Origin of the sequence: Variovorax sp. V93, assembly GCF_041154485.1 — a bacterium.
Classification (GTDB): domain Bacteria; phylum Pseudomonadota; class Gammaproteobacteria; order Burkholderiales; family Burkholderiaceae_C; genus Variovorax; species Variovorax beijingensis_A.
This window is the reverse complement of sequence record NZ_AP028669.1, coordinates 3163935-3178024: the sequence shown is the minus strand read 5'-3', so window position 1 is coordinate 3178024 and position 14090 is coordinate 3163935. Positions and strand designations below refer to the sequence as shown.

Sequence of the window (14090 nt, the reverse complement as noted above, 5' to 3'; positions counted from 1 at the left end):
CAAGAAAAATCGAGATGAGCATCCACAGGTTTTCGAGGAGCGCCGTGCTGTGCAGCCTGGTGCTGGCGCAGGCCGCCGGGCACGCTGCGCAATATCCGCTGGCCCAGGCGCCGCGCAACACGGCGGTCAAGGAGCCCGCGCCGAACGTGATCGTGTCGGTCGACAACTCGGGCAGCATGGCGTGGTCGTCGCGGGCGTCGGATGGAAGCTCGGCACCGCCAGCCGGAACACCCACGCGGCTGGAAGCGCTGAAGACCGCGCTCAGGGACAACTTCTCGGCGGCCAACATTCCCAACGACCGGATCCGCCTTTCCTGGCAGGCGATGAACAACAACAAGGTTGGCAGCTGCGTCGGCTTCTTCGGCGACACCGCCGCGGGCGCCTACCAAGCCGGCAGTTGCCTCGTCAATGGCCGGGCCAATGCGAACCTGATGCGTTCGCTCGATGACACGCATCGCGCCAACTTCATGAGCTGGGTCGATGCCCTGGCCGCGGCCGGCGGAACACCCTTGCACGCCATGATGACCCGCGCCGGCGAATACATGAAGACGATGGGCCAGTTCAATCCCTATTCGGATGACCCGGGGGTGGAAGGCGCGACCCAGTCGAGCTGCCGCAAGTCTTTCCACATCTTCATGACCGACGGCGACTACAACCTGTTTGGATTCAACCCCGACCCCGCGGCACTCGGCATGCCTGCCATCGGCAATGCGGACGGAGCGAGCCGCGCCTTGCCCGATGCCACGGCCTACGTGCCGCGTGCACCCTTCAAGGACGATGCAGGGGCGGTCAACAGCAGCCTCAGCTGGAAGAACGACGGCTCCGGCTGGTGGCCGACGGCGGAATACCGCCCGACGCTGGCCGACATGGCATTTCACTACTGGGCCAGCGACCTGCAACCCGCCGTGTCGAACAACCTCAAGAAGGTCGTTGCAGAGCCCGGCGACGTGACCGTGGGAACGGCGACGGTTCCCGAGTACTGGAATCCCAAGAACGATCCCGCCACCTGGCAGCACCTGAGCACCTACACCATCGGCTTTGGCGCTGCCTCGTCGTGGACGGGCACGCCGGCCATCTCGGCGAATGCGCCGCAGCCGACCTACAGCGGGGACTATGCGCGCTTGGCCGATGGCTCGATCGCCTGGAAGGATCCGCTGGCGAGCACCTTGGCGGCGAACGGAGGATGGTATTCCGCAAGCGGCGCCTATGGCTACTACCACGAGCTCGCCGACAATGCCTCCGCCGTGCGCATGGACCTCTGGCACGCCGCGCTCAACAGCCGGGGCACCTTCACACCGGCCGCGAACGCGCAGGCCCTCGGCGATGCCTTCCGATCGATCCTCTCGCAGATCCTGTTCAACACCAGCACCCCGCTGACCTCGATCTCGGCCAGCGGCAGCAGGATATCGAGCGCTACCTCGGCCTACCAGGCCGGCTACGACACGGCCGACTGGTCGGGCAAGCTGACGGCCACGCCGTTCGGCAGCAACGGCAAGCTGGCCGCCACGCCCGCGTGGTCGGCGCGCGAACTGCTCGATGCGCGCATGGCAAAGGCCGGCGCGCACGACAGCGATCGCAAGGTGCTGAGCTTCTCGGGCACCGCCGCGGCAACGCCCACCAGCGCCGCGGCCGCCGGTGCCGGCGTGCCGTTCCGATGGGCCAACCTGAGCGACGCGCAGAAGGCGGCGCTCAAGGGCGGCACCGGCACCGACACGGCAAGCACCGCCCTCGGGCAGGGCGTGCTCGACTTTCTTCGCGGCGACCGCAGCAACGAGGGCACCGGCCTCGGCCTGCGCAGGCGCGGCCACGTGCTGGGCGACATCGTGGGCTCCAGCGTCTGGTACACGGGCAAGCCCAGCAGCGGCTTCACCCATGACGGCTACGCCGCGTTCGCCTCGACCATCGACCGCAAGCCGATGGTCTATGTCGGCGCCAACGACGGCATGCTGCACGCGTTCAACGCCGGCACTGGCCAGGAGGCGTTCGCCTATGTGCCCGAAGGCGTCTTTGGCACGGCGGCGGCGCCCCAGCTCAAGAAGCTCAGCGAGAGCACCTACTCGCACAGGTACTACGTCGACGGCAGCCCCTTCGTGGCCGACATCTACATGGGTTCGGCCGCCGACGCCATGGCCACCGACACCGAGAAGGCGAAGCTGTGGAAGTCCTTCCTCGTGGGCACGCTGGGGGCGGGCGGCAAGGGCTACTTCGTGCTCGACGTCACCAAGCCCGAGAACATCGGCGAGACCCATGCCGCCGACGTGGCCGTGATCGACACGACTGCGCTCGCCGACGACGACCTCGGCCACCAGTTCCAGCAACCCGTGCTCGATTCCTTTTCCAGGCGCGCGCTGCAGGTGGCGCCGCTCAACAACGGCCGCCGGGCCGTGATCCTGGGCAACGGCTACAACAGCACGAGCGAGAAGGCGATGCTGTGGATCCAATACCTCGACGGCGACAAGTCCGTGCTGAAGATCCCCGCGCCCGCCACGCAGGCCACCGGCACCGGCAACGGGCTCTCGGCGCCGCAGGTGGTGGACAGCAACGGCGACGGCAAGGTCGACTACGTCTATGCCGGCGACCTGCTCGGCAACCTCTGGAAGTTCGACCTGAGCAGCGGCAAGAGCAGCGACTGGAAGGCTACCTTGGGCTCCGGCACTGCAGCATCGAGCCTGGACGGCACGCCGCTGTTCGCCGCCGGCGCCACGCAGCCGATCACGGCCGCGCCGCTGGTCGCCGACCATCCGCGCGGCGGCTACATGGTGATGTTCGGCACCGGCCGGCTGTTTGCCGCCGGCGACGAAAGCAGCAGCGCCAGGCAGTACCTGTACGGCGTCTGGGACCGCGCCAACGGCAGCACGGGCACCGCGGTGCTGGCCGACCTGGTGGCGCAGACCATCGGCGCCGGCACGGTGAAGGAAGGCGACGTGGAATTCCGCACCGCGTCGAGCCACGGCGTGAGCTACAGCGGCTCAGGCGGCAAGCGCGGCTGGTACCTGGAACTGGGAACCGCCGGCGAGCGCATCGTCTACCCGGGCGACGCGCTGAGCGGCAGCGCGGGCCTGTTCTCGTCCACCATTCCCGGCTCGGCGAGCAATTCGCTCGACTGCGCGCCGGGCACCAGCGACGACGGCTGGTCGATGGTGATCGACTTCTTCAGCGGCGTCGTCCCCGACGGCATCGCCTACAACGGGTCCACCAGCGCGCTGGGCGGCTATCTCGGCTTCCGCAACCACTCGGGCCGGGACGACATCGTCTTTCGGCCGCAGAACGCCGCGGAAAAAGGCAAGCACGTGATCTGCAATGCGGCCGGCGGCTGCAACGAGACCGAGCTGCCGCAAGCCGTGCGCCGCTTCGGCTGGCGCAACCTGATCTCGTGGAATTGAGGCCGCATGAACATATATCCTGAAATGCAGGCCCGCAAGGAGCGGATTCGCCCGCGCGGCTTCACGCTGGTCGAACTCATGATCGTGGCGGCGGTGATTGCCATCCTGGCCGCGATTGCCTATCCGAGCTACACGCGCTATGTGCAGCGGGCCAAGCGGGCCGATGCCAAGCAGCAACTGCTGCAGGCGGCCCAATGGACCGAGCGCTACCTGACGGCCAGCGGGCAATATCCACCTGCGACCGTCCCGCTGCCGGCCGGGCTGCAGCAGGCGCCATCGTCCGGCACGGCGAACTACGCCATCGGCTACGCCGCAAGAACGGCAACCACCTACACGCTGCAAGCCGTGCCTCAGGGCGCATCGAAAGCCGACGAGTGCGGAACGCTCACGGTGAACCAGCAGGGCGTCAAGCTGGCGGCCGGCCAGACCAGCGCTTCGAATGCGTTGGTGCAGGCCTGCTGGAACCGCTGAGCGCGCGGCTCTTCAGATGTCCCGCAGCAGCTGCCGGAACTCGTCCACGTCCTCGAAGCTGCGGTACACCGAGGCAAAGCGCACGTAGGCCACCTTGTCGAGCTTCTTGAGCTCACGCATCACGAGTTCGCCCACCTTGGTCGAATCGATTTCGCGCAGGCCGCTGGCCAGGAGCTTCTGCTCGATGCGCAGCAGGGCGTTGTCGATCTGCTCGATGCTGACCGGCCGCTTGCGCAGCGCCAGCATCATCGAGGCGCGGACCTTGCCCGATTCGAAGTCGGCGCGGCTGCCGTCCTTCTTGACGACCACCGGAAAGTTGACGTCGGGCCGCTCATAGGTGGTGAAGCGCTTGTCGCAGGCGCTGCACTGGCGGCGCCTGCGCACGAAGTCGGCGTCTTCCGAAACGCGGGTCTCGACGACCTGCGTTTCGAGATGACCGCAAAAAGGGCATTTCATGCGGCCACTTCTTGCGGGATCAGCGGTAGACCGGGAACCGGCTCGTCAGCGCGTGCACCTTGGCGCGGACCGCGTCGATGTTGGCGGCGTCGCGCGGGTTCTCGAGCACGTCGGCGATCAGGTTCGCGGTGATGCGCGCCTCTTCGTCCTTGAAGCCGCGCGTGGTCATGGCGGGGGTGCCGATGCGCACGCCGCTGGTGACCATCGGCTTTTCAGGGTCGTTGGGGATCGCGTTCTTGTTGATCGTCATGTGGGCGCTGCCCAGCACGGCTTCGGCTTCCTTGCCGGTGATGCCCTTGGCGCGCAGGTCGACCAGCATCACGTGGCTTTCGGTGCGCCCGCTCACGATGCGCAGGCCGCGCTTGGTGAGCGTGTCGGCCACGATCTGGGCGTTCTTGACCACCTGCTGCTGGTAGGCCTTGAACTCGGGCGACATGGCTTCCTTGAACGCCACGGCCTTGGCGGCGATCACGTGCATCAGCGGGCCGCCCTGCAGGCCCGGGAAGATCGCGCTGTTGATGGCTTTCTCATGCTGCGACTTCATCAGGATGATGCCGCCGCGCGGGCCGCGCAGGCTCTTGTGGGTGGTGGAGGTGACCACGTCGGCGTGCGGCACCGGGTTGGGGTACACGCCCGCGGCCACCAGGCCGGCGTAGTGGGCGATGTCGACCATGAAGATCGCGCCCACGTCCTTGGCCACCTTGGCGAAGCGCTCGAAGTCGATGCGCAGCGAGTAGGCCGAGGCGCCCGCGATGATCAGCTTGGGCATGTGCTCGTGCGCCTTGCGCTCCATCGCGTCGTAGTCGATGGCCTCGTTGGCGTCCAGGCCGTAGCTCACCACGTTGAACCACTTGCCGCTCATGTTCAGCGGCATGCCGTGCGTCAGGTGGCCGCCTTCGGCCAGGCTCATGCCCATGATGGTGTCGCCGGGCTTCAGGAAGGCCAGCATGACGGCCTCGTTGGCCGAGGCGCCGCAGTGCGGCTGCACGTTGGCGGCGTCGGCGCCGAAGATCTGCTTGATGCGGTCGATGGCCAGTTGCTCGGCCACGTCGACGTGCTCGCAGCCGCCGTAGTAGCGCTTGCCCGGGTAGCCTTCGGCGTACTTGTTGGTGAGCTGCGAGCCCTGGGCGGCCATGACGGCCGGCGAGGCGTAGTTCTCACTCGCGATCAGCTCGATGTGGTGTTCCTGGCGCGCGTTTTCGGCCTGGATGGCAGCCCAGATTTCAGGATCGGTCTGTTCGACCAGGATGTTGCGGTGGTACATGGCAGTCCTTTGAAGACGAGGTCCTTGTTCTTCAACCAAACAAGGGCTGCCCAGGCGAACGGCTGAACGCCTGAATGGATGCCAGGCGGCACGCTTCCCAGTGGTATTCCACGTCAGCGCAGGGCACCTTGCGGGGTGCTGCGCCTATCGCCAGTCGCGTACGGGGTGGAGTGTAGCGCAGGGGCTCAGGAAACGCCCGACAGCAGGGCCACTTTCTGCGGGTCCGCGGCCGGCTCGGCCGCCTGTTGCGGCTTGGGCGGCACGGCAACCGGGATCGGCTGGGCCTGCGCCCGCACGACCGGCGCCGCGGGCGTTGCCATCGTTGGCGGATTGCGGCCGTTGGCCACCTGCACCAGCCGTTCGTGCTCGGCCATGACCTTGCCTGCGTAGCCCCCGTCGTCCTCGAGGTTGGCGGCGCCCACGTAGTAGCGCAGGCCGCCTTCGAGCGATCCGGCGCGGGCGATGCATTCCTGCAGCACCTTCACGCCGACGCGCATGTTGGTCACGGGGTCGAAGGCGGTGAGCGTGCCGCCCGCGCTTTCGTACTTGTCGCCGTGCACGCGCGTCATTACCTGCATCAGGCCCTGGGCGCCCACCTGGCTCTGGGCAAAGGGGTTGAAGCTCGATTCGACGGCCATGATGGCCAGGATCAGCGTCGGGTCGAGCTTGGTGCGCTTGCCGAGGTGGTAGGCCTCTGCAACCAGCACGCTCAGCGGTTCGGCCGCCACGCGGTACTTCTTGCTGAGCCAATAGGCCACGGCGGCCTGCTGCTTGGGCAGGTCGCCGGGGCTCGCGGCCGTGGTGCGCACGATGGCGGTCGGCTCCAGGTCGGTGGCTTCAGGCGCGGGCTTGCGCGACTGCAGCCAGCCCATGAGCTGTTCCTCGCCGGTCTTGCGCAGATCGGGCCGCGCGACCAGGGCGAGGGCCGCGAACACGATGGCCAGGCCGACCAGTGCAAACCCGTTGTGGGTGATTTCAAAAAAGCCGTCTGCCACGTCGGACACAAAGGTCCTCAGCCCGCGGGCCGTGGCATCAAACGCCTTGTTCATCGCTCTTCCTTTCTGTGCGGCACCTGGGTCGCAGCGCCGGTGAGGCGATGGATGAAGGCAGCGGCGCTTGGATTGGTACGAATCAGGCTCCGCGCATGGAGGTGTAGGGTAGGAGCGCGGTGGCCTGATCAAGCCGGGGGAACTCGGCAGCGGATTCAGGTGGCCCCTGCTGGGTCTGGGGCAGCCAGGGGCAGGCGGGATTCTAGCGCGGCTAAATACCCGGTCAAGTATAAGAGCCTATTCCCTTATGTGATTACACATTTAAACAAAATCTAAGGGAAAACCCTTGAAAGACGGCATTGCAATGCAAGGGTGCGGCGCCTAATCTGAACACGCCTGAGTTCTCAGGCGGTTTTCCGAAATCCTACGGCCCGAGGTGCAAGTCAAGGGTCGGAACGATGGAGGATCCATGGCGGCAATCTCTTGCTGCCAGCACGGCAGGAACCATTGACTTCCGGTCGCGCGAAACGATGGCATGGGTTTTGTGCCCGCCATCAAGCCCGGTAATGAGACATTTCGTCGAATTGCCGGGCTTTCTTGTTTCTGGCGGCCTGCTTCTTTGCGGCACACTCCCGCGATGGATGTAGCTTCGCTCAAACAAAACAAATGGGTGCGACGTGGGATCGTCGCGTTGCTGGTTCTCCTGGCTCTCTGGGTCGTCGCCTGGCTGGCGGTGCCGCCGATTGCCAAGAGCCAGCTCCAGAAGATCGCGAGCGAAAAGCTGGGCCGGCAGGTTACCGTCGGCAAGATCGATTTCAAGCCCTGGACGCTTGAGCTCGCACTGCACGACCTGCGCATAGCCACGGCCGACGGCAGCCGGCCCCAGGTGGCGGTCAAGCGCATCTATGCCGACGCAGAACTGCAGTCGATCCTGCGGCTGGCGCCGGTGATCGATGCGGTGACGGTCGAGGCGCCGGCCATCCTGCTCACGCACCTGGCCGACGGCAAGTACGACATCGACGACATCCTGGCCAAGCTCGCAGCCGGCCCGCCGCCCGATCCCAAGGCCGAGCCGGCGCGCTTTGCGATCTACAACATCTCGATCAGGGACGGCGCGGTCGATTTCGACGACCAGACCGTCAAGCGCAGGCACGAACTGCGCGGCTTCGTTCTCAACGTGCCGTTCCTGAGCAACCTGGCCTCCAAGCGCGACATCAACACCGAGCCCAAGCTGGCTTTTGCGCTCAACGGCAGCAAGTTCGATTCGGCAGCCCTCACCACGCCGTTCGCGAAGAGCCGCAAGACCGATGCCCATGTGCAGTTCAAGGGCCTCGACCTGGCGCCGTACCTGGGCTACATCCCGGGCGGCCTGCCCGTGCAGCTGCAGGCGGGCAGCCTCGATGCCGACCTGAAGATCGACTTCGAGCAGGCCGCCACCGCCGGCCTCAAGATCACCGGCACCGTCGAAGCGCACAAGGCAAAGCTCGGCGATGCCCGGGGGCGGGACCTGCTGGGTTTCGATTCGCTCAAGCTGGCGCTGGCCGACGTGCGGCCGCTGGAAGCGGTGTTTCACCTGAGCGAAGTCGCGCTGGCCAATCCGCAGCTTGCGGTCGCGCGCGATGCCAAGGGCCAGTTGAACCTGCTGGCCACCGATCCGGCCACCGGAGCGGCAGAGAAGGTGGCACAAGCCCCCGCCGCCGCCGCAAGCGCGCCGGACGGCAAGGCCCCCGAAAAGCCGAAGCTGAAGGTCCAGGTCGACAAGGTGGCCCTCAGCGGCGGGCGCATCGGGTGGCGCGATGAAACCGTTCAGCCGGCCGCGGCCATCGAGACGACCGCGCTCGGCCTCGACCTGACCGGGCTCACCTGGCCCATGGAGAAGCCGGCCCGGTTCAGCGGCAGCACCGCCCTTGCCGGCGCCACGCTCAAGTTCCAGGGCAGCGCCACCGACAAGGTGGCCGAGGTGCAGACCGAGGTCGATGCGCTGCCGCTGTCGCTGGCGGCTCCGTACCTCGCGCACAGCCTGGAGCCCACGCTCGACGGCAAGCTCAGCGGGCAGATCGACGTCGCCTGGGCCCGGCCCGATCTCCGGTTCAAGGCGCGGCGCCTGGCCGTCGATGGCCTGGCGCTCACCCAGGCGAAGACCGCGCTGGCAAGCGTCGGCCGCTTCGAGCTGGTCGATGCCGAGGTCGACATGACCAGGCACACGCTGAACGTGGCCTCCTTCACTGCCACCAATCCCAAGGTGCAGGTCGAGCGCGACAGCGAAAAGCGCTGGATGTTCGAGCGCTGGCTCAAGGTGCCGGCCGGCGGCGGCGGAGCGGTGCAGGCCAAGGCGGCCGCGCCCAAGCCCGCCGGCTCAGGCCCCGAAGCGGCGCCGCCCGGCGCCAACACCAAACCCTGGGCGTTGACCATCGGCACCCTGGCGGTCGACAACGGCACGCTTTCCTATGCCGACAAGGCCAGCGCCACGCCGGTGGTCGTCGAGATCACGGCATTCAGCCTGAAGGCACAGAAGGTCGCGCCCGAAACCGGCACGGTCTCGCCTTTGCAGGTCTCGGGGCGCATCGGTTCCAGGCGTTCGGAGCCGGGCCGTTTCGACTACAAGGGCAACATGGTGCTCAAGCCGCTGTCGGCCGAGGGCCGGCTCGAAGTGGCGTCGTTTCCCGCCCATGCCTTCAAGGCCTACTACGCCGACGCGCTCAACGTCGACATTCGCCGCGCCTTCGCAAGCTACAGAGGAACCGTGCGCTATGCGAGCGCACCAGCCGGCATGACGATCAAGCTGGCCGGGGACACGGCGCTCGACGACTTCCGCGCCAACAGCATCTCGCTGACCCAGTCGCCCGGCTTCGACCGCAACACCAACCAGTTGCTGAGCTGGAAGACCTTGAGCCTGCGCGGCCTGCAGGTGAGCATGGCGCCCAACGCCGCACCGGCGGTGGACGTGCGGGAAACCACGCTGACCGATTTCTTCGCCCGCGTGATCGTCGATCCCACCGGCCGGCTCAACCTGGTGAACCTCACCAAGAAGGGGGAAGCGGAGGCCAACGCCGCAGCCGCGGCAAGCGCGGAGGTCAAGACCCGGCGCAGCCTCGGCGGAACCACCACCACGACGCGCGGCGGGCCACAGCAGCCATCGGGTGGCGGCGGTGCGCCGGTGTCGGCCGAGGCCATGGTCGGCGGCGCCCCCGAGCCGGCCAAACCGGCCGCAGCGCCCGTGGCGGCTGCGCAGGCCGAAGCCGATTCGGGGCCCAAGCCGGTCATCAATTTCGGCCCGATGAGCCTGGTCAACGGCCGGGTCGATTTCACCGACCTGTTCGTGAAGCCCAACTACTCGGCCGACCTGAGCGAACTGACCGGCAAGCTCAGTTCCTTCTCGTCGAACCCGCCCAAGGGCGAAAGCGGCCGCCCCGCGCTGGCCGACCTGGAACTGCGCGGCAAGGCGCAGCAGACGGCCGCGCTGGAAATCACCGGCAAGCTCAACCCGCTGGCCAAGCCGCTCGAACTCGACATCACTGCCAAGATGCGCGATCTCGACCTGGCGCCGCTGTCGCCGTATTCGGTGCGCTACGCCGGCCACGGCATCGAGCGCGGCAAGATGAGCATGGACGTCAACTACAAGATCGCGCCCGATGGCCAGCTCACGGCCTCCAACAAGCTGGTGCTCAACCAGCTGCAGTTCGGCGACGAAGTGCAGGGTGCGCCCAACAGCCTGCCGGTGCGGCTCGCGGTGGCGCTGCTGGCCGACCGCAACGGCGTGATCGACGTGGACCTGCCGCTCAGGGGCTCGCTCAACGACCCGCAGTTCAGCATCGGCCCGTTGATCTTCAAGGCGGTGGTCAACCTGATCGTCAAGGCCGTGACCTCGCCGTTCAGCCTGCTGACCGGCGGGCTCGGCGGCGGCAGCGGCGAGTCGAGCACCATCACTTTCGAGCCCGGAAGCGCCGTGCTCAGTACCACTGCCAAGGAGAGCCTGGACAAGGTCGTCAAGGCGCTGACGGAGCGTCCGAGCCTGCAGATGACGGTGGTCGGCACGGCCAGCCTCGAAAAGGAGCGCGACGCCTACCAGCGCCAGCGCCTGCGCCAGCTCGCCCAGGCCGAGAAGCGGCGCGTGGCGGTGCGCGGCGGCCAGGCGGGCACCGAGGTGCCGCCGGTGACCGATGCCGAATACCCCGAGCTGCTGACCGCCGTGTACAAGCGCGCGGACATCACCAAGCCGCGCAACATGGTCGGCCTCGCCAAGGACCTGCCGGTGAAGGAAATGGAAAACCTGCTGCTCGCGAGCATTCCGGTCGACGAGGAGTCGATACGGCAGCTGGCCGTGGAGCGCGGCGCCGTGGTGCGCGACTACCTGCTGGCCCAGAAGCTGCCGAGCGAACGCCTGTTCCTCGGTGCCGTGAAGACCAAGGCGAGCGGTGGCGACTGGAAGCCCGGCGCCGAGCTCGACCTGGCCATGAAGTGACAAACACCCACTTGGTTTTCCGCCCCGTCTCGCCATATAGGTAGCCATCCCGCGCCCGCTTCCGGCAGCCATTTGGCTGCGGTTGCGGCATGGAATTCAACCGCCCGCCACAACTGGGTGAAAATGTCGATGTGCGCCGGCCTTTGCCGGCGCCTTCGCTTTCTCTCTTCAGACAACGATTTCGCGCAAGTGACCTCTACTTCTTCCAAGCCACACGACCTCCAGGCCCTCGACACGCTCACCGGCGGCGCCTTCACCGCGCCAACTTCGGGCGAGCGCGCCGCGCGCATCCGCGACTGGCTCGCCGGCAACCCCGCGCCCGAGCAGATGCAGGAAGTCTTCAAGGAGCTGAGCGGCCGCGACAAGGGCGCGGCGCGCCTGCTGCGCGAAAAGCTCGACGAACTCAAGCGCGCCAAGAGCCAGGAGGCCATCGCCGCCGAATGGGCGCAAAAGGCCGAGGCGCTGCTGGCCCAGCCCAAGCTCAACATCGCCGATGCGCTCGCCTGGCAGCGCGACGCCGCCAAGGCCGGCGCGCCCCTGTCGCGCGAGCCGCTGGCGGGTTTCAAGGTGCAACTGGCCGAACGCGTCAAGGGCATCGAAGACCTGCAGCACCGCGCCCAGGTGCACCGCGAGGCCGCCGTGCTGCTGGCCCAGCGCTTCGAAGTGCTGTCGACCAAGGGCTGGCAGGACGCCCAGGCCGCCGAGGAGTCACTGCGCGCCGACGTGGCCCACTGGCAGCAGCAGGCCGCCGACATCACGGCCGATGCCAACTGGAGCAGCCTGGACGCCAGGTTTGCGCCGCAGCTCGAATCGTCGAAGGCGCAGTTGCTGGTCGTCTCGGATGCCTTCCATGCGGCATTGGCCCAGGCGCAGGCCGCGGCCGCCGACGCTGCGGCCCCCTTGCCGCCGGTGCCGGTGTGGGCCGACGAGCTTCGCGCCGCGCGCGGCGAGGTCGTCGCACCCAAGGCGGCACCCGCCAAGCCTGCAGCGCCCAAGGTCGATCCGTCCGTGCGCGCAGCAGCGCAGGACGCCGTGCAGGCGGCCCTGGCCAAGCTCGAACAGGAAACCGCCGAAGGCCACGGCAAGGCCAGCGCCGGCGCGGCCGCCGCCTTGCGCGCGGTGCTGAAGGAACACGGCAAGCTGGTCGAGGCGCCGCTCGAAGCGCGCGTGCATGCGGCGCTGGTCGCAGCCGGCGAGCTCGAAGGCTGGCAGCGCTGGAGCGCCGACAAGGTGCGCGAAGACTTGGTCGCCAAGGCCGAAGGTTTGCTCAAGCGCCCCGAAGGCCAGGCGCTCGGCGGCCGCAAAATGCAGGAAACGCTGCGCTCGCTGCGCGACCAGTGGAAGCAGGCCGACCAGGGCGGCGTGCCCAACCACGCGCTGTGGAAGCGCTTCGACGAAGCCTGCAACGAAGCCCACAAGGTGGTCGAGGCCTGGCTCGAAAAGGTTCGTGCCGATGCGGCGGAGCATCGCGCCCATCGCGTGGCGCTGATCGAAGAAGTGCGGGCCTGGGCGGCCGAACACGCCAACCCCACCGACCTGAAGGCGCACAACCGCGCGCTGCACCAGTTTGCCGACCGCTGGCGCGATGCCGGCCACGTGGGCGAAAAAGTATTTGCCGAACTGCAGCCGCAGTGGAACGAAGCCTTCGGTGCCGCGCGCGCACCCTTCGAGGCGGCGCAAAAGGCCAGCATCGAACGGCGCCAGGCCATGATCGCGGAGGCGGCCGAGCTCGGCGCCCAGCCCATGCTGCGCATCGATGCCGTCAAGGCGCTGCAGCAGCGCTGGCAGGCCGAGGCCCAGAGCGTGCCGCTCGACCGCCGCCACGAGCAAAAGCTGTGGGACGCGTTCCGCGCACCCATCGACGAAGCCTTCAACCGCAAGACGGCCGAGCGCGAAAAGGTCTCTTCCGCAATGAGCGAGCACGACCGCCATGTGCTCGAGGCCTCCAAGGCGCTGGACGCGGCCAATGCCGGCGGCGACGTGCAGAAGATCCGCGCCGCCATCGCGCGGCTCGAAGCCGCGCTGCGTGGCGAAGCGCCGCCGCCGGCGCCTGCCGCAAAGCCCGAGCCCTCCAGCGACGGCCCCGCCGTGGGCGCCACCGAAGTGGTCGCGCCCGGACAGGCCGCAGCCGAGTTCGGCGAAAGCGCCGAGCAGGCGCCGGGTTCCAGCGATGCGGAAGCGCAGCCGGGCACGCCCGCTCCGGCACATGCCGCGGCCACCCCGGACCTCGTTGCACCGGCCGACGGTGCCGATGCATCGGCGCGCTCCGACGTTGCGGCACACGACGCCGGCGAAGCTGCCGTGGCCGAAGAGGCCAAGGCACCGCCCACGCCGCCGAAGCCCGCTCCCAAGCCTGTGGTCGCGGTGCGCGGCGACGACCGGCCCGGCAACAAGAAGGCCGAGGCCGTGCCTGCGGGCCGTGCAGGCGGGCGCTTCGGCGACCGGCGCGACGGCGCCCGTCCGGGACCGGGCGGCCCGGGCCGCCCAGGCGATCGCGGTGCAGCGCGTCCCGATGGTCGCGGTGCACCGGCCGGCCGCTTCGGCGACCGTCCGCCTCGCTTCGAGGACCGTGGTCCGCGGCTCGGCGACGCCGCTTTCCGCGCCCAGCGCGAGGCGCTCGAGCGCGCCGACCTCGCGCTGCGCAAGCTCGCGGCCCAGGCCCACGGCGAAGCGCTCACGCAAGTGCTTGGCGCATGGGAGCAGCGCGACGCCTCGCGGCTGCCCAGCGTGCAGGAACTCGGACGCGCGATCACGCCCGCGGTGCGCAGCGGCTGGTCCCAGGCGATCGGCGCGGCGCCCAAGGCTGCGCCCGACGAAGCCGCAGAAGCACTGCTGCGCCTCGAAATGGCCGCTGAAGTGCCGACGCCTGCCGAGCAGCTCGATGCGCGCCGTGCGCTGCAGCTCAAGCTGCTGACCAAGCGCGGCGATCCCGCGCCGGCCCAGACCTGGGGCCAGGATGCCGGCAAGGTGCTGGCGGCGGCCCATGACCCCGCGAGTGCGCGCCGGCTGCAGAACGCGTTGAAGGCCTTGCTGCGCAAATAAGGCGCCAGCGTGCGTTCACGAGA

Annotated in this window: 7 protein-coding genes and 1 riboswitch; of the genes, 4 read left to right on the top strand and 3 right to left on the bottom strand. The window is 68.2% G+C overall.

The features are described 5' to 3' along the window. Nucleotides 1-14: 14 nt before the first annotated feature. Nucleotides 15-3383, top strand: coding sequence for a pilus assembly protein (locus tag ACAM54_RS15120; RefSeq protein WP_369648087.1), 3369 nt, complete (start codon nucleotides 15-17; stop codon nucleotides 3381-3383). Nucleotides 3384-3389: 6 nt separating this feature from the next. Next, on the top strand, nucleotides 3390-3854 hold the full coding sequence (locus ACAM54_RS15115; RefSeq protein WP_369648086.1) for a type IV pilin protein: 465 nt from the start codon (nucleotides 3390-3392) through the stop codon (nucleotides 3852-3854). Nucleotides 3855-3866: 12 nt separating this feature from the next. Here ACAM54_RS15115 and nrdR read toward each other — a convergent pair whose 3' ends face one another. The 3 genes from nrdR to ACAM54_RS15100 form a co-directional block, all read right to left on the bottom strand. Beyond that, nucleotides 3867-4310, bottom strand: coding sequence for a transcriptional regulator NrdR (gene nrdR / locus ACAM54_RS15110; RefSeq protein ID WP_012748200.1), 444 nt, complete (start codon nucleotides 4308-4310; stop codon nucleotides 3867-3869). 19 nt (nucleotides 4311-4329) lie between these two features. Continuing rightward, nucleotides 4330-5574, bottom strand: coding sequence for a serine hydroxymethyltransferase (glyA, locus tag ACAM54_RS15105; protein ID WP_369648085.1), 1245 nt, complete (start codon nucleotides 5572-5574; stop codon nucleotides 4330-4332). A 41-nt stretch (nucleotides 5575-5615) separates the two neighbouring features. Further along, nucleotides 5616-5742: riboswitch (ZMP/ZTP riboswitch) on the bottom strand. Nucleotides 5743-5759: 17 nt separating this feature from the next. Then, the gene (locus ACAM54_RS15100; RefSeq protein WP_369648084.1) at nucleotides 5760-6623 is read right to left on the bottom strand and encodes a transglycosylase SLT domain-containing protein; all 864 of its coding nucleotides are present in this window, start codon (nucleotides 6621-6623) and stop codon (nucleotides 5760-5762) included. 577 nt (nucleotides 6624-7200) lie between these two features. Here ACAM54_RS15100 and ACAM54_RS15095 point away from each other — a divergent pair. Both ACAM54_RS15095 and ACAM54_RS15090 read left to right on the top strand, forming a co-directional pair. Further along, nucleotides 7201-11025, top strand: a complete 3825-nt coding sequence (locus ACAM54_RS15095; RefSeq protein WP_369648083.1) for a DUF748 domain-containing protein — start codon at nucleotides 7201-7203, stop codon at nucleotides 11023-11025. 129 nt (nucleotides 11026-11154) lie between these two features. Beyond that, a complete protein-coding gene (locus ACAM54_RS15090) occupies nucleotides 11155-14067 on the top strand; it encodes a DUF349 domain-containing protein (protein WP_369648082.1) in 2913 nt (970 codons plus the stop codon). The last annotated feature ends 23 nt before the right edge of the window (nucleotides 14068-14090 follow it).

Bases quoted from the DNA above. Each gene is read 5' to 3' on its own strand.
- ACAM54_RS15120 (WP_369648087.1), top strand. From the start codon at position 15: ATGAGCATCCACAGGTTTTCGAGGAGCGCCGTGCTGTGCAGCCTGGTG.
- ACAM54_RS15115 (WP_369648086.1), top strand. From the start codon at position 3,390: ATGAACATATATCCTGAAATGCAGGCCCGCAAGGAGCGGATTCGCCCG.
- nrdR (WP_012748200.1), bottom strand. From the start codon at position 4,310: ATGAAATGCCCTTTTTGCGGTCATCTCGAAACGCAGGTCGTCGAGACC.
- glyA (WP_369648085.1), bottom strand. From the start codon at position 5,574: ATGTACCACCGCAACATCCTGGTCGAACAGACCGATCCTGAAATCTGG.
- ACAM54_RS15100 (WP_369648084.1), bottom strand. From the start codon at position 6,623: ATGAACAAGGCGTTTGATGCCACGGCCCGCGGGCTGAGGACCTTTGTG.
- ACAM54_RS15095 (WP_369648083.1), top strand. From the start codon at position 7,201: ATGGATGTAGCTTCGCTCAAACAAAACAAATGGGTGCGACGTGGGATC.
- ACAM54_RS15090 (WP_369648082.1), top strand. From the start codon at position 11,155: ATGTGCGCCGGCCTTTGCCGGCGCCTTCGCTTTCTCTCTTCAGACAAC.